The 16,105-nt window shown below is 41.6% G+C and carries 13 protein-coding genes; 7 read left to right on the top strand and 6 right to left on the bottom strand.

All coding sequences use genetic code 11. The features are described from left to right. Window positions 1-43: 43 nt before the first annotated feature. A complete protein-coding gene (locus M2273_RS07750) occupies window positions 44-1,918 on the top strand; it encodes a M1 family metallopeptidase (protein WP_429395030.1) in 1,875 nt (624 codons plus the stop codon). Window positions 1,919-1,989: 71 nt separating this feature from the next. Here M2273_RS07750 and M2273_RS07745 read toward each other — a convergent pair whose 3' ends face one another. Both M2273_RS07745 and M2273_RS07740 read right to left on the bottom strand, forming a co-directional pair. Next, complete coding sequence (locus M2273_RS07745) at window positions 1,990-2,388, bottom strand: YtxH domain-containing protein (protein ID WP_429395028.1); 399 nt, start codon at window positions 2,386-2,388, stop codon at window positions 1,990-1,992. Between the two features lie 140 nt (window positions 2,389-2,528). Beyond that, the gene (locus tag M2273_RS07740) at window positions 2,529-2,723 is read right to left on the bottom strand and encodes a cold-shock protein (protein WP_090644815.1); all 195 of its coding nucleotides are present in this window, start codon (window positions 2,721-2,723) and stop codon (window positions 2,529-2,531) included. A gap of 227 nt (window positions 2,724-2,950) precedes the next feature. On the opposite strand from M2273_RS07740, the gene M2273_RS07735 reads away from it, so the two are divergent. After that, window positions 2,951-3,604, top strand: a complete 654-nt coding sequence (locus M2273_RS07735; protein WP_429395025.1) for an HAD family hydrolase — start codon at window positions 2,951-2,953, stop codon at window positions 3,602-3,604. Window positions 3,605-3,689: 85 nt separating this feature from the next. Next, the gene (locus M2273_RS07730) at window positions 3,690-4,457 is read left to right on the top strand and encodes a hypothetical protein (RefSeq protein WP_429395023.1); all 768 of its coding nucleotides are present in this window, start codon (window positions 3,690-3,692) and stop codon (window positions 4,455-4,457) included. A gap of 6 nt (window positions 4,458-4,463) precedes the next feature. On the opposite strand, the gene lysA is transcribed toward M2273_RS07730, so the two are convergent. The 3 genes from lysA to M2273_RS07715 all read right to left on the bottom strand — a co-directional run bounded on the left by lysA (window position 4,464) and on the right by M2273_RS07715 (window position 8,775). Beyond that, a complete protein-coding gene (lysA, locus tag M2273_RS07725) occupies window positions 4,464-5,645 on the bottom strand; it encodes a diaminopimelate decarboxylase (RefSeq protein WP_429395020.1) in 1,182 nt (393 codons plus the stop codon). Between the two features lie 236 nt (window positions 5,646-5,881). Continuing rightward, window positions 5,882-7,192 (bottom strand): aspartate kinase, encoded by a 1,311-nt coding sequence (locus M2273_RS07720; protein ID WP_429395017.1) that lies wholly within the window; start codon window positions 7,190-7,192, stop codon window positions 5,882-5,884. A gap of 146 nt (window positions 7,193-7,338) precedes the next feature. After that, a complete protein-coding gene (locus M2273_RS07715; protein WP_429395015.1) occupies window positions 7,339-8,775 on the bottom strand; it encodes a hypothetical protein in 1,437 nt (478 codons plus the stop codon). A gap of 117 nt (window positions 8,776-8,892) precedes the next feature. Here M2273_RS07715 and M2273_RS07710 point away from each other — a divergent pair, with 117 nt between their 5' ends. Continuing rightward, window positions 8,893-10,881, top strand: coding sequence for a phosphatidylinositol-specific phospholipase C domain-containing protein (locus tag M2273_RS07710; RefSeq protein ID WP_429395013.1), 1,989 nt, complete (start codon window positions 8,893-8,895; stop codon window positions 10,879-10,881). 241 nt (window positions 10,882-11,122) lie between these two features. On the opposite strand, the gene M2273_RS07705 is transcribed toward M2273_RS07710, so the two are convergent. Continuing rightward, window positions 11,123-12,841, bottom strand: coding sequence for a hypothetical protein (locus M2273_RS07705; RefSeq protein ID WP_429395010.1), 1,719 nt, complete (start codon window positions 12,839-12,841; stop codon window positions 11,123-11,125). 299 nt (window positions 12,842-13,140) lie between these two features. On the opposite strand from M2273_RS07705, the gene M2273_RS07700 reads away from it, so the two are divergent. From M2273_RS07700 to M2273_RS07690, 3 genes are all read left to right on the top strand, one after another. Further along, complete coding sequence (locus tag M2273_RS07700) at window positions 13,141-13,617, top strand: DUF417 family protein (RefSeq protein WP_429395008.1); 477 nt, start codon at window positions 13,141-13,143, stop codon at window positions 13,615-13,617. A 105-nt stretch (window positions 13,618-13,722) separates the two neighbouring features. Continuing rightward, window positions 13,723-15,021, top strand: a complete 1,299-nt coding sequence (locus M2273_RS07695) for a hypothetical protein (protein WP_429395006.1) — start codon at window positions 13,723-13,725, stop codon at window positions 15,019-15,021. Window positions 15,022-15,121: 100 nt separating this feature from the next. Continuing rightward, window positions 15,122-16,102, top strand: coding sequence for a TolB family protein (locus M2273_RS07690; protein ID WP_429395003.1), 981 nt, complete (start codon window positions 15,122-15,124; stop codon window positions 16,100-16,102). Window positions 16,103-16,105 lie beyond the last annotated feature (3 nt).

Below are 16,105 nucleotides of genomic sequence, written 5' to 3'. Positions count from 1 at the left end.
ATCAATTCATTTACATTAATTTGCATTTGTATTAACTAAAAACATGATCAAAACTTTTATTTTAACTGCCCTCGCCTGCTTTGTGCTGGTACAAGCTCAAGCTCAAAACTTGTATATGCCGCGCGATATACAACATGCCTATAAAAACGAAACACGCTCGGCCGATGGTAATCCCGGTAAAAAATACTGGCAAAACTATGGCCGGTATAACATTACCATAACTGCCCTGCCCCCCGGCCGCAACATTAAAGGTACCGAACAGATCACTTATATTAATAACAGCCCTGATACATTGAAGGGACTTAATATGAAGCTGATATTGAACATCCACAAACCCGGCGCGGCCAGATTTGCAAATGCACGGCCTGATTATTTAACCTCCGGTATACAAATTGATACTTTTTTGATAAACGGGAAGGCTAAAAAAGTTAACAGCGATATCGCTTCAACCAACCAAATGATCGGTTTACCAAAGCCCCTGTTGCCGCATGATTCTGTAAAGCTTGATATAACCTGGCATTTCCAGATCTCTTTAGAAAGCGGACGCGAGGGGATGATAGATTCAACCACCTTTTACCTGGCTTATTTTTACCCAAGGGTATCTGTTTACGATGATTATAATGGCTGGGACAAACTTCCGTTTTTGGACGCGCAAGAGTTTTACAACGACTTTAATGATTATACCTTACAGGTAAAAGCGCCTAAAAACTATGTTGTTTGGGCAACGGGTACCCTGCAAAACCCTGATCAGGTGTTACAACCGGAGTATGCCAAACGCCTGCAAGCATCCATGACCAGCGACTCTACCATACACATTGCCACCGCTGCCGATTTGGCTAAGAAAAATATAACCGCTCAAAATGATGTAAATACCTGGATCTGGAAAGCTAACGACATTAGCGATATGGCTGTTGGTATAAGCGACCATTACGTGTGGGATGCCGCAAGCACCGTTGTTGATGATGCTACTCACCGCAGGGCCAGCATGCAGGCCGCTTTTTTAGATAATTCTGAAGATTTTCATCATGCCGTGCAAAATGGCCGCAACTCTTTAAGCTGGCTTTCACACAACTGGCCTGGTATACCTTATCCCTTCCCCAAAATGACCTCGTTCCAGGGTTTTGCCGATATGGAATACCCTATGATGGTAAATGACAGCCATAATGATGATGTACACTTTTCGCAATTTGTACAGGATCATGAAATTGCACACACCTACTTCCCCTTTTACATGGGCATTAACGAAAGCCGGTATGCTTTTATGGACGAAGGCTGGGCAACCACCTTCGAGCTACTGATAGGTACCGCCGAAGTTGGCAAGGAAAAAGCAGAATACCTTTATAAAGATTTTAGGGTTGAGCGATGGATAAATGATGTGGCTACAGCCGAAGACCTGCCCGTTATTACTCCATCGAGCGAACTAAGGGGAGGTTATGGTAATAACTCTTATGGCAAACCATCATTAAGTTATCTTGCTTTAAAAGATATGCTGGGCGACGCCCTGTTTAAAAAAGCTTTACATGGTTACATGGACCGCTGGCATGGTAAACACCCCATCCCCTGGGATTATTTCAATTCCATGAGCAACGTATCTGGCCGAAACCTGAACTGGTTCTTTAACAACTGGTTCTTCACCAATTATTATATTGACCTGGCGCTGCAAAATGTAAGCAAAGCTAAAGGTGGGTATACCGCGGCTATCAAAAACATAGGTGGTTTTGCTGTTCCTTTTGATGTTAAACTAACTTATACCGACGGTACAAGCGAAAGCCTGCATCAAACACCCGGCGTATGGGAGAAAAACCAAAAACAAATAACCGTAAACATTAAAACTGGTAAAACCATACAATCGGCTGTATTGGATGGCGGGATATTTATGGATGCCGACCTAAGCAATAATAAGTTTATAATTAAATAATAAAAAATTAGCTTTAAACAGGAAAGCCCGGTAACTACCGGGCTTTCCTGTTTAAAATATAGTACTAAAAATTATGCGCCCTGTACAGAATTGTTCCAGTCGTTCGCAGTGCCTTTTACTTTTGATTTAGCCTCATTTATAGCATCCTCACCTAAATCTTTTGCCCTATCGGCAGCATCTTTAGCTTTTGATTTTGCGGATTCAATAGCTTCGTCACCATGATCATACAGATCATTAACTGTACCGCTAAATTTTGCTTTTGCCTTATCAATAGCATTGCTGCCATATTCTTTTAAATCGCTGGCAGTTGATTGTGCCTTGTTTTTAGCAGTATCAACCAGGTCATTAATATAGTCGGCAATATCGTCTCTTAGTTCACCTCCCTTTTCGGGGGCCAATAATAAACCCAACGCGGCACCGGCCGCTGCGCCTACCAAAAGTGCTGCTATAATTTTTGCTTGATCTTTCATTTTTAGTTTTTTAATGTAGATGATTTAACCTATGGTTATAAGAACAACAACGATGCCAGTTTTGACTTTACCTATTTTACAGGCACAAAAAAAGGCATCCACTAAGTGGATGCCTGGTACGTTTAATGATTAATTTATAATTAAATAACCTTTACATTTACCGCGTTTAAACCTTTTCTTCCGTTTTCTACTTCAAACTCCACTTTATCATTTTCACGGATTTCATCGATCAGGCCTGTTGAATGAACAAAGATGTCTTGACCACCGCTTGTTGGTGTAATAAAACCAAAACCTTTTGTTTCATTGAAAAATTTTACTGTTCCTTCTTTTTGCATTATTTTATTTATTAAAGGCCGCAAGGTACGTAATATTTTTCAAACCCAAACTCGTAAGGGCAAATTTACAGGCCAAATTTTTAGCAAGTACCTGAATTACAACACGTAAACAAATGACACAAATTTAATATGAGCGTAAAATTTAGTGACCCATAAAAAGAATATATCGCGGTCATCAACTTTTAATTTTTTGAAACTGTATGTTTGCCAAAAAACGACTTATATACATGAAGGCCTTTATTTTCGACCTTAACGGAACCATGATCAATGATATGACCTATCATACCAAAGCATGGCAAACCCTTTTAAATGATCAGTTAGGCGGTAATTTTACCTGGAACGAGGTTAAACAACAGATGTATGGTAAAAACCCCGAAGTGCTGGTTAGAATGTTTGGCCCAAACCGTTTCACTTTAGAAGAGATGGACAAGCTATCGTACCAAAAAGAAGAAAAATATCAACAGGAATTTCTACCCTATCTGGCTCTTTTGCCTGGTTTGCTTGAATTTTTAGAAGCCGCTTATCAAAAAGGTATCCCTATGGCTATTGGCTCGGCGGCCATTCCGTTCAATATTGATTTTGTGTTGGATAACCTGAACATCAGGCACTATTTTAAGGCCATAGTAAGCGCGGATGATGTGGTATTAAGCAAACCCCACCCCGAAACATTTTTAAAGGCCGCAGTATTACTAAACACAACACCTACCGATTGTTTGGTATTTGAGGATGTACCCAAAGGCGCCGAAGCAGCTGCCAACGCCGGGATGAAAGCCGTAGTGATAACCACCACACATGAGCCTTATGAATTTGAAAAACTACCCAACGTTTTGCACTTTGCTGCAGATTTTACTGATGGATATTTTAATGGGTTGTTAGGATAAAAAACTTACTGTTTAAATTATCAGAAGATTAATGTATCATTGATAAAGTACTCCGGTATAATCCCGGGACTAATCCTTATCACCAATGAAACTTAATTTTTGCCTGGCTGCATTACTGTTTGTTTTTAGCCTTAGCTCATGCAGCGATCATATTTACGGCCCCGCTCTTCATCATAGCGATATTGCCTATCTTCCAAAGCCCATGTCATCAGATACCGTAAAGTCGGCTACCTATTTATCAGGCGCATTGGTAGTTGATAATAGTCCCAATTTAGGTGATGTACTTACGAGTGGGCAATTTAATTTGAGCAGGGCAAATACCTATAATCATTTTAACCTCGCTTACGGCGCTTTTGGAGTGCTGGGCAGTTATCAAAACTCGATATTAACTACCAACGACCCATACTACTTTAAGGATAAATTTTTTGGCGCCGTTGGCGGCAGACTATCCGGAAATTATTTTGTAAGTCATGGCCGTACAGATTTCCGCATTATTGGTTTCGAAGCGGCTTATAGCCATGAGTTTGGTGATTATATACGTTTTAGGAGAGAGGTAACCAATAAACCCACTTTTTATACCGACAACCGTACAGACCTGGTTACCCTTGGCCTCACCAGCGAAGTAATTTTTCACAGCCGCAATCCGCACAATCAGTTTGGTTTCCGTATTTTTTCGGGTGGTACGTTTGGCAAAAACAATATCTATACCAACAGCAGCAACCCTTACCAGATAATAAATGGCTTTAACACGCCTATCTTTTTCACTGCCGCGTATTTTATGCAGCTAAGCAGGTTTATTGCGGTTATTGAAACCGGCAGCTTCGTGCAGTTAAGAGTTGGCTACCGGCTTTAATAGATACTATTCAGAATATACACTTCCTACCCTATCGCGCAGGTTATAGCCCGATGCCATTACCTCGCCATAGGCACCGGCCGTACGTACCGCTATCAGATCGCCACGAAATGATTCAGGTAGCTCAACATCCTTCTGGAAACAGTCTGTGCTTTCACAAATAGGGCCTACAACGTCATATTTTATTTTATCGGTTGCCGGTTGTGGGTTACCGGTTGCGGGAGTTTTTGGCTCCTGGCTCAAATTCTCAATCTGATGATAAGCCTGATAAAGCATAGGGCGTATCAGTTCGGTCATGCCGGCATCTAATATTAAAAAGTTCTTTTTGAGGCCATTCTTAACATACAACACTCTTGATATCAGCGATGCGCTTTGGGCCACCAGTGCACGACCAAGTTCAAAGTGTACCTCCTGCCCCGGTTTAACGTTCAAAAAGTTTTTGAACACCTGGAAATAATTTTCAAAATCGGCAATGTTACCGTCGGGATTATAGTAATCGACCCCTAAACCACCGCCTGTATTTAATACCTTAACCTGAAAGCCATGATCCTCAAACCAGTCCTGCATTTCGTTTATACGGGTGCAAAGACTTTTATATACTTCAAGGTCGGTAATTTGTGAGCCTATATGGAAATGGATGCCTAAAAACTGCAGGTTACTGCATTTACGTAAAGCAGCGGCTACATCGGGCAATTGCCAAATGTTTATGCCAAACTTGTTCTCGTCAAGTCCGGTGGTAATAAAATGATGTGTGTGTGCATCAACATTAGGATTAATGCGGATAGCTACATTTGCTTTTTTGTTTTTAGCCCCGGCCAGCTCATCAATAATATTCAACTCCTGAACCGACTCCACATTAAAGCAAAAAATATCGGCATCAAGGGCCAGGTTTATTTCCTTGTCTGACTTGCCCACGCCCGCAAAAACAACTTTACCTTTATCAAAACCGTGATCAATAGCCGCTTTCACCTCGTTGCCGCTTACGCAATCGGCCCCAAACCCAAATGACTGGATCATATCAAGCACCCTGGGGTTAAAGTTGGCCTTCATGGCATAATGCACATGAAAACCATGCTTTGCCGAAGCATCACGACAGGTATCAAGCGTTTGGCGCAATACCTCCATGTCGTAATAATAGAATGGGGTCTCTAACTGTTGAAATTTATTTATATTAGCTTTACTAAACATAGTAATGATGAATAATCTGTCTATTATATTATGTGTATCCGTTTCTGTATTTGCGGGTATTTTATCGAGCTATAAATTATATCATGATAGAAAGCTTACCTTAAACCGCTTAATTTTAAATACCTCTATCTCTACTGCATTTGCCGCTCTTGGTATTTATTTTATATTAAGGTAAAACTCAGCCCCGCCGATCAATTAAAAAAATCCGAAATCGAAATTCCGAAATCCGAAATCTCTTAAAACAACCTGTTATGCAGGCTCCTTAAAATTTCTACCTTATCTTCTGTTTTTATCAGTAACGACAGGTTATGATCGCTGCCACCGTATGATATCATCCTTAACGGAATATGTTTTACGGCCTCCAGCACACGGGCTGCATAACCATGCTTTTCGGCGCCAAAATCACCAACCACGCAAATAATGGTGTGGTTAACATCAAGGTCAACCGAGCCAAAAGCAGTAAGCTCATTGGTGATCTCGCCCAGGTAGGTGGTATCGTCAATGGTTAATGATACTGCTACCTCCGATGTGGTGATCATGTCGATAGATGTTTTATAACGCTCAAACACCTCAAACACTTTGCGTAAAAAGCCATGAGCCAATAGCATTCGGCTTGATTGTATCTTGATAGCCGTAATACCATCTTTTGCGGCTATTGATTTGATCTTGTCTTTCTCGCTGGTGTTGGTGATCAGTGTACCTGCAGCCTGCGGATCCATGGTGTTTAACAGGCGCACCGGGATCTTATATTTTTGAGCCGGAAACACACTTTGCGGATGCAGGATTTTTGCACCGAAATAGGCCAGCTCGGCAGCCTCATCAAATGATAGCTGTGCAATAGGCTGTGTGCCTTTAACAATGCGAGGGTCGTTATTATGCATACCGTCAATATCGGTCCATATTTGTACCTCTTCGCTACGGATACCTGCACCTATAAGTGATGCGGTATAATCACTGCCGCCTCGGCGCAGGTTATCAATTTCGCCAAAGGCGTTGCGGCAAATAAATCCCTGGGTAATAAACAAGTTTACTTCGGGGTGTTTATCCAGTAAAGGGGTAATTTTTTCGGTGATATGATCAACAATAGGCTCATTATCCTCGTCAATCTTCATAAAATCAAGTGCCGGCAATAAAACCGATGGCACACCAATTTCTTTCAGGTAAACGTGGTATAATGTGGTCGACAGTAGCTCGCCCTGCGCCAGTATGATCTTTTCTTCAATAATGGAGAATTGGTCATTAGCCAGATTGCTGAGTACTGTAAAATGATAATCAATTACCTCTTTGCCATATTTTAAAAACTCAGCGTCAGTAAATAGCTCCTTTATAAACAGTTCGTACTTATCCTTCAGGATGTTGATCAATGTAATAGCCTTCTTCTTATCACCGGTAAGATAAGCTTGTCCAATTTCAACCAGGCTATTTGTAGTTCCTGATACTGCCGAAAGCACAATGATCTGCCTTTCGGAGGGATTAATAATGTCGAGCAGGTTTTTCATACGGGCGGGGCTACCCACTGATGTTCCGCCAAATTTTAAAACTTTCATTTTTAGTTGCTGTTTACCACAATAAAGTTGATAACTGTGTATCAATATTTGAGGCGCTAAAAATAAGATTTTAAAACGCTTATAGCTTAACAAGAGCAAAATTAAATTTGGAGTTGCCCATGCCCTATATTATAACCAAAAGCCGCCTATAAATTATGGATATATGACAACATTAAACCTACTGAAAAATTTGAGGCCCTGGTGTTTATTGGATCTCCAGCCAAAGTATTGTTCTCATTCGGGTTATCGAAATTAACATACTGCATGTACTTGCTGGTTGTACCGTATGATAGTAACAACCCGGTACGGAAATTGAATTTCCGTTTCTTGATGTTGGCACCTATCTGGCAATGGTAAATATTGTAATAGGCTGTATTAGCGGCATAGCCGTCATCATCTTTATACAAACCATTATCGGCATAATTAAAGTCGGTATGTAACGATAAAAAGCCGGTTACGTCAGGCTGCAGCAAGTAACTTGCCCCTATCCCAAAATTGAACACTGATTTCCTTACATCCTTAAACTTAAGCGACGATGAAGCAAAAAGATCTACGGGAACATCTCCCTTTACAAAGTTTCCGTCATGAGGGGTTATCAGGTTATATTCATTCACTTTGTTAAAATACTCGGCAGCAAAATAAATTTGTCCGTTTTTAACGTCATAGGCATAGCCAAAACCTATGCTCAGGGGCATTTTGTAGGTGGCCTTAAGCTTTTGCTGCCTGGAGTTAGCTAAAAAGTTAAGCGTATCGCCGGCAAATCTTATATTATTGAGCTCATTATCGCTTAATATGTTTGCGCTGCCCGCTAAGTGCAACAGGGGCGATGATATAGTGAGCCCAAGATGACTCCTGTCGGCATCATATGATAAACCCGCCTTAAACTTTATACCCGCATGAAAATAAGATGCCAGGTATGACTCCTCTGCATTGGCAATTGGTGGCAAACTTAAACCACCGGTGTTGACATTATATAATGCCCTTGAGCTGAAATCGGAATTGAAACTTTGCTTGCGCAGCTGCCCCTCGGCCGATATTCCCACTGCAAAATGATCTGATGCTTTAAAACCTCCGCTTATAATGCCCGAAGTTTCATTGATACTATTCAGCCTTTTAAATTGCCCAAGAAAAGATTCATTACCAGGACTATACGAATCATTAAGCACATTGAATTTGGCATCGCGCTGCTGTGTAACCTGGTAGCTCATGACCGGGTTATGGGTGAGTGCATAACCAACTGTAAAGGGATGTTTGCCTTTTAATGATATAGTTGCGGATATCATTTGCGGAATGATGCTGGCAGTTGTTGATTTAAGATCAAGCCCGGTACCGGCACCATTCTTTATTTTGATATTGCCATACTGGTAAATTGACCCACTGATGGATGCCGAGCTTTTATCACTGTAAGCCAGCAAAGCCGGGTTCAAAAACATGACCCCGCTGTCGCGGTTAAACGCGATCACCGCTCCGGGGGTTAAGAAACCGGCAGGGTTATAACTCGACGACCAATAGTTGGCATCTTGTGCTTTTACGCCCTGCAGGAACAGCACAAGACATAAAAAAGTGATAAAGATTTTTGACATAGGCTTATTTTTTTACATAAAAATATTATAAATTCACAATAAAGAAAAAATATTGCTTGCATATTTTTTTAATACACAATCATTTAGATAAATTATTGTTGATTTTAATTCCTTATCATGAAAATTTTAACTATCACCACAATAATTATTTGCTTTTTACTTATATCGAATATTAACCACCTGAGTGCCCAAAGTCTGAGCTTTAGCCAGCCCATTAACTTTTTGCCTGCGGCCCGTACAGACAAGGCTATTGATATTACCAATTTTAAAGGCAGCTATTTTGTTACCTGGAAAGATGCCGGCTCTACCGGGAATATTCATGTATGTTATTTGGGTAAACAGTACGATTCCCGGTTTTCGCAAAATGAAATAACTGTGGGTACAGAACAAAGTGCCTTTGCGCCAGTTTTAAGGGTGGTTAATAACCGGATATATACTTTATGGCTGGGTACCGACGGTACTTTAAAGTACATCATTAACAATAGCGACACCACCTTTAATACGCAAAATATACATACGGTAAGCTTTGAAAATTCGCCCAAACTAAAATCTGGCATTACGGCAACGGTTGTCAACAACCGTATGATGATAGCATCACATGCTGATAATAAAAATGAGATGGTAGTAGCCATTATTGATGCCGATGATAACGGTATACTTAAACCCGCTGTTTTACAAACTATACCCGATAAAAAAAGCGATGAGTATCCCTTTATAGTTACCCTTTCTAATAACACAGTAAGGCTTTGTTATAAGGATTATAACGATCAGGGCATTTACTATACCGATTATAATACCGATACCAAAACATGCGCCGACCGGATAGCTGTTGGCAAATCAAAATCCAAAGTACCGCCGGCGGTATATCACGCTTTTAATACTACCCGCCTGTTTTACGTATGGAAAGGCAATAAGAAGGATAACCGTATTTATTATGCCACCGAAAACGAGCAAACTCAACCCCGTGACGAACATACTTTGCCCGACTATTTTAAAACACCCTACCCCGTATCTATATGTAATGTAGATACCAAAAAATTCATTATGGCCTTTATAGGCGAAGATCAGAAGCTTTACCTGAGTTATTTTGCCAATTACAACCCCGCCCGGTGGATAGAGGATACGCTATTCCCCGCTAAGGGCAATCTTACTTTAAAAGATATCGTGATACCCGGTTCGCACGATGCGGGTATGTCGGCCCTAAATGGTACCGGCGGTACACAAAGCAGCTCCATTAACCCCTGCAACACCCTCACTCAAAAACAAAACATAGGCAGGCAACTCAATGCCGGTATCAGGATGTTTGATCTTCGGGTTGGTTCTTTTAAAAATTCAATTTACACCAAGCACAGCTCGTCCGACTGTATGGCCGATGCCATGGGCGGTGGTTATGGAGAGCGCTTTAAGGATATACTTGATTCGGTTAAAACTTTCCTTGATCGTAATAAAAAAGAGTTCATCATTTTAACATTCAGCCATTTTTGTGCTACAGAAGCCCCTACCCATAAAGTGGCCGACTCCATTATAAGGGCGCTTGGCAAAGAGCATATCTACAACAATCAGTCAAAAGACATTAGTCAAATTAAACTAAACGATCTGGCAGGCAAAGTGATTGTAACTTTTGAGAGCTATGCCAGTGCTGATAAACTTATCGACTCCAACTCCATGACCGATAAGGGAAAAACCTTTCTTAACTTTCGCAGGGCCTATGCTGCCACCAACCAGATCAACAGGCTCCTGGCCCGGGAAGAACTGTTTTTTACATCGATGAAAAACGGCGTAAATAAAAACGACCTTATTCGTTTGGACTGGCAACTTACTCAAAGCAGCGATGAAGCCGCCCTGATATGCAACGATTTTCAGGATGAAAAGGTAAACCCCGTAATTAACGGAATGATGCTGTTGACCAATGTGATCAAAAAAAACCAAAGCATAACAGACCTGGCCATATTCGGCAACAAGTACCTGCCTGCAAAAGTTAATGAGTGGATAAGTACGGGCACTATCAACAAAAACAATAAACCCAATATTTTATATATTGATGCGGCCGGCGCCTGGATAACCGATTATTGCATTGAACTAAACGGGATGCCCATTTATAATTAAATACGCTTCTTTCAACAAGGTTTTGTAGAGACACGTCACATATGTCTCTACACTAAATTTATTCAGTGTTGGAAAAATAAAAAGAAAGCCAGGGGCGGTGCGATTCCTTCCCCTGGGAAGGGGGAGGAAGGGGTTTATTGAGTATTACAGGTTTAATCGCGCGTAGAAACCCCTCCCTGCCATTGCACAATCTACCTCACCCCTCCCGTGGGGAGGGAATGTATACTGTTCTCCCCCACTTTTAATTCATAAAAACCGATCCTATGGGCACTACATCGGCATGTGAAAACGAGCGAAGAAAACCCGACTTATAATAATCAAGTTTTTCTTTACGGTTTTGGGCTTTAAGACTTTGATATAAGCCCAGCAATGACCATCCGTTGCCTGGATTATGTACCAGATCTTCCTTGTAAACTTGCTCAGCTAAAGTGATATCACCATTTTTTAAAAGGTAAGCGCCCAAAAATTGCCGGGCAGGAATGGGCCATTCGGCAGGCTCGGCATAAATCATATCATCTTCAACTTTTACCGCCTTTTTTAGGCACGCGATGCCGTCATCATATTTATTCCGATCTAATAAAATTGCACCATCCAATATATTTTCTGCTATGGTGGCGCCCTCAAAAGAGGTATTAAAGGGAATGCGCCTGATCTTTAAAACCGGGTCGTTAATTTTATCACGTAGCAACTGGAGCTGCCTGCTGGCAGAATCCCGTTTACCGGTATAGATAAAGGCCAATCCTTTTGCGAAACTATTCAGTACCTGCGCGTAGGTCCAACCGGGATCCGGCGCGTTATTATCCTTCAATATTTCATGCCATTTACCAAGGCGTGCCATGGTAAGTACGGGCATCATGTACAAATATTGACTATAATTATCGTCCGAAGAAGGCGAAACACTATTCCTGCAACGTAAAGCAGCATCCATGCCCTCTTCATACATTCCCCCACTTAAGGCGCAATAAGTTTCAACAGCAAACAGGTGGGGTATAGACTTAGCAAGAGGAACATTTTTTACAATGGAATAATATAAAAGAACACTTTTATTGGCCTTGGTATTGGCATCAACACCTTGAAAATATAATCCGTTTCTTTGGTAAACATGGCTCGCCATATGAACCATGTGTCCTACGCCGGGAAAATTCCTTTTCAAACCTTCGGCATTCGCCAAAGCCACTTCGGGGTTACGGGATGCCTCTGTTAAGTGAATATAATAATGCAAAGCACCAGGATGATCAGGATCTGTTTTCAAAACACCTTTACACAGGTCAACCAGTTCCGGTGTCCATTCTTTTGCCAATTCATCAGTAGTCCAAAAATCCCATGCATGTATCAGCATCATAGCATCTATGTAAAGTGTTTTAATATCCGGGTCGTTGGGGTATGTTGATATCAGTTGCTTCATACCTTTCGCATAACCCATATTATCATTTGTTGTTTGTTCATTTACCAAAGGATACCGGAGGTTCATTACCCTGATGAGCTCTTTTTCCTTTTCAGTTGCACGATTAGCAGTGGCATTCAATTGTTTTAAAACCGCGGGTAATCCTTTTGGCACAACGTATAGGTTAGCGGCATTATAGTAAGGGCCCATGCTTAATGCCTGCCCCCAGTATGTCATAGGTGAAGAAGGATCAAATCGTGCGGCTTCTTTAAACGAGGCAAATGCCTCTTTCAAATGATAACTATAATACATAGTTAAGCCCTGGTCAAAATAAAATTGGGCGCTGTCATTACGCGTCGAAATATGGTAACTATAATGCCCCCAGCCGGGTAACCTGATGATGAATTTTCCGTTTGCAGTGGTAATCCCATCATCAACAGCCGCAAACGAGCTGCAAGTAACAGACGTGGTTTTTTTAATAACATTTTCGCCGGGTAATTTTTTGGTTTGAAATGCAAACAAATATGTTCCGAGCAAAAGAACAGGAAGTGCCAAAAACAACGATACCTTTTTCATTTTCGGTTTTTTTTAACAGAAGTTATTGATAAACAGGCTACTGGTAATACTATAATTGGAGAAAAGGAAAAGAATAAGCTAATATAACATGCTGCGGTTAAAAAGCCAAAGCATATTTAAGATGATTTAGTGATTTGAAAACTGAATAGTAATGTTAAAGGAGTGGCAGGCTGCCCCCTCAATTTCAAACCCCTAAAAAGAAGCCTTTGAAAAAAAGAGTAACACTTTGTAAGCTATTTCCTGATGATACGACTAATGATGCAAAAGGTAAATAATTAATCATCAAAATAAACTGCAAAATGAAACTATTAAAATTGGCCAAATGGCTCGATGAAAAAAATGTAGCCTTCATCGTATCAAGCTTCGGTATTGCTATAATTCTATTATGGATCGGGGCATTTAAATTTACACCTACCGAAAGCAATGGCATCGCGGGATTGGTAAAAAATAGTCCGCTCATGAGCTGGATGTACCATATTTTCAGTATCACCACTACGTCGGCAATTATTGGTGCATTGGAGATTACCGCCGCGTTAGCTATACTGGCAGGTAATTTTTCGCCAAGGGTAGGTCTTTGGGGCAGTATATTGTGTGTGGTCATTTTCTTTGTAACAAGCACATTTTTCCTTACCACACCAGATACAGTTGCCAAGGTTGATGGCGTTTGGGCACCATCGGGAACCGGCTCATTTCTTATAAAAGATATAAGCATTCTGGGAGCATCGTTATTCCTGCTGAGCCATTTCGGCAAAAAAACTTTCGCAAACGGCAACTAAACTTATCTTTTCTTTTAGCTTAAATCGGGCGGATAATTCATCCGCCCGATTTGTATGAAGTAATGGCAGATTATTTTACGGGATCAATTTTTCTTAGATTGCGGCATGAAAAATATCCTCCTGCTTGTTGTATTATTACTTGGTGTTACCCTAAAGGGTGAAGCGCAAGAACATCAGCAACTTGCCGCCCAAATCATCGCCGATAAAAGCCTGGATACTGTTTATGCAAAAGCTACAACCCTTTTAAGCAAGGGCTTTAACGCCGGCGATGGTTATCCGCAGGTATGGATCCGCGACTTTAACACCTTTATTGAAACTTCATGCAAGGTTTACAGCCGTGACAGTATCCGCGAAAACCTGCTCAACTTTTTAAAACTGCAGCAGCCTAACGGCGAGATAGTAGATGGCTATGTGTTAAGAGGTCATGTAACCTGGAGCGACCCCAATATGTACACTTCGCCTAATGACCCTGCCCATGTAGGATTTAAGAACACGGTGGAAACAGACCAGGAAACCTCGCTGATACAGGCTATAGCCAAATACATTCGTGTAACCGGCGACGAGTCAATCCTGCAGGAAACCATAGCAGGCAAAACCGCATTGCAACGCCTGGAAATATCTATTGATTATTTATTGAAGAACCGATATTCAAACAAATATCATTTAATTACCGGGGCTACCACGCAGGATTGGGGCGATGTGCAAATAGAAGGCGGTGCCGTGGTTGATATTGATAAAAACACCCATTGGGCCGTTGACATATATGATAATGCTATGCTGGTGATAGCGCTGAATGATATGGCCGGTTTTTATAAAACAGGGAAATATCAACAAAAGTGGCAGCAGCTAAAAGCTACTACAGTTAACTCCATCCGAAAATATCTCTGGGATGCTAAAAGGCACAAGTTCATTCCGCATTTATATTTGGATAAATCGCCTTTTCCACCAGATTTTGATGAAAACAAGATCTATTTTCATGGCGGCACAGCGACAGCCATTGAGGCCGGTATTTTGTCAATGGCCGAGATCAGGCTGGTTAATAACGACATGCTCCGCAATGTGAAGTTATCGGGTGCGCCCTCTATTGGCTTAACCCTTTACCCGCCCTACCCTGATGGCATCTATAAAAACTCTACTGCTTCCAAACCCTACATTTATCAAAATGGCGGTGATTGGGATTGGTTTGGCGGCCGCATGATTCAGCAACTGATCAGCTATGGTTTTGTTCAGCAAGCTTATGATGAATTGAAACCTATGGTAAACCGGGCCATCAAAAATAATGGCTTTTATGAATGGTATGGAGTTACCGGCAAGCCCAGCGGCTCAGCGGCATTTAAAGGTTCGGCAGGTGTTTTGGCAAAGGCTATAAACGATTTAAAGCAGTGGGCCGCGCGCAATCAATAGCGTTTTACTCATTGTGTATTCTGCTTTAATCCACCCTGTTAGGGTGATGTTTTGCGGGTTTTCAAATAGTATATTTGATTAACCTGTAACCATCAACTATATGAATGCTCATCGCCATGTATTTAAACTGATCATTGCTTTTGTGTGGATGCTGGCGCTTGATAAAGCCGCTGCCCAAACAACTTATCCAGATACGCAATTACCTGTCGATACGCCCCGGCTTTTCGCCAAAGGAATACTGACCGATGGCCTGAGCAACCGTGATTTTACCATATCGCCCAACGGCGACGAGATCTTTTTCACCCTGCAGCAGCCCCGGTTTGTAACCAGTACCATTTTGCATTTGGTTAAAAAAAATGACCGGTGGAGTAAGCCAGAAGTGGCCCCCTTTTCGGGCCGTTACCGCGATCTGGAAGCCACGTTCTCGCCGGATGGGCAAACGGTTTATTTTTCGTCAGACAGACCACTGAAGGATAGCACTGCCAAAAAAGACTTTGATATATGGCGGGTTAAGCGCAATACCAACGGTACCTGGGCCGAGTCGGAAAATTTAGGGTCGATGGTAAATTCTCCTAAAAACGAGTTTTACCCCAGTATTACCCGCAACGGGAGCCTGTATTTTACGGTAGAAGCTGACTATGGCAAAGGCAGTGAGGATATTGTAGTTTGCAAAGCATCTGCCACCGGCGGATACAGCAAGCCCGAAAGCCTGCCCGAAGACATCAATACCAAATACGACGAATTTAATGCCTTTGTTGATCCCGATGAGCAATTCATACTTCTTACCTCCTACGGTCGCCCTGATGATATGGGCCGCGGCGATCTGTATATTAGCCATAAGGATAAAGCAGGCAACTGGCTCCCGGCAAAACACCTGCCCGCGCCGCTTAATACCACCTCACTTGATTACTGTCCCTTTGTAACCTGGGACAAAAAATACCTGATATTTACCAGCAGCAGGTTAAATAACCAGCTTACAAATGGCGAAACAAAAACTTACTCACAATTAAAAGAGCTGCTTAACAGTCCGGGCAACGGCTGGGACGATATTTACTGGGTAAGGTTTAGTAAGGACTGGTAGCTT

The organism is Mucilaginibacter lappiensis (assembly GCF_050433765.1).
GTDB classification, from domain to species: Bacteria; Bacteroidota; Bacteroidia; order Sphingobacteriales; family Sphingobacteriaceae; genus Mucilaginibacter; species Mucilaginibacter lappiensis_A.
The sequence above is the reverse complement of the archived record's forward strand: the minus strand, read 5'-3'. Positions and strand labels throughout refer to the sequence as shown.

Coding starts and splice junctions, on each gene's coding strand:
- M2273_RS07735 (WP_429395025.1), top strand. CDS start 2,951: ATGAAGGCCTTTATTTTCGACCTTAACGGAACCATGATCAATGATATG.
- M2273_RS07750 (WP_429395030.1), top strand. CDS start 44: ATGATCAAAACTTTTATTTTAACTGCCCTCGCCTGCTTTGTGCTGGTA.
- M2273_RS07745 (WP_429395028.1), bottom strand. CDS start 2,388: ATGAAAGATCAAGCAAAAATTATAGCAGCACTTTTGGTAGGCGCAGCG.
- M2273_RS07705 (WP_429395010.1), bottom strand. CDS start 12,841: ATGAAAAAGGTATCGTTGTTTTTGGCACTTCCTGTTCTTTTGCTCGGA.
- M2273_RS07710 (WP_429395013.1), top strand. CDS start 8,893: ATGAAAATTTTAACTATCACCACAATAATTATTTGCTTTTTACTTATA.
- M2273_RS07690 (WP_429395003.1), top strand. CDS start 15,122: ATGAATGCTCATCGCCATGTATTTAAACTGATCATTGCTTTTGTGTGG.
- M2273_RS07700 (WP_429395008.1), top strand. CDS start 13,141: ATGAAACTATTAAAATTGGCCAAATGGCTCGATGAAAAAAATGTAGCC.
- M2273_RS07730 (WP_429395023.1), top strand. CDS start 3,690: ATGAAACTTAATTTTTGCCTGGCTGCATTACTGTTTGTTTTTAGCCTT.
- M2273_RS07720 (WP_429395017.1), bottom strand. CDS start 7,192: ATGAAAGTTTTAAAATTTGGCGGAACATCAGTGGGTAGCCCCGCCCGT.
- lysA (WP_429395020.1), bottom strand. CDS start 5,645: ATGTTTAGTAAAGCTAATATAAATAAATTTCAACAGTTAGAGACCCCA.
- M2273_RS07740 (WP_090644815.1), bottom strand. CDS start 2,723: ATGCAAAAAGAAGGAACAGTAAAATTTTTCAATGAAACAAAAGGTTTT.
- M2273_RS07695 (WP_429395006.1), top strand. CDS start 13,723: ATGAAAAATATCCTCCTGCTTGTTGTATTATTACTTGGTGTTACCCTA.
- M2273_RS07715 (WP_429395015.1), bottom strand. CDS start 8,775: ATGTCAAAAATCTTTATCACTTTTTTATGTCTTGTGCTGTTCCTGCAG.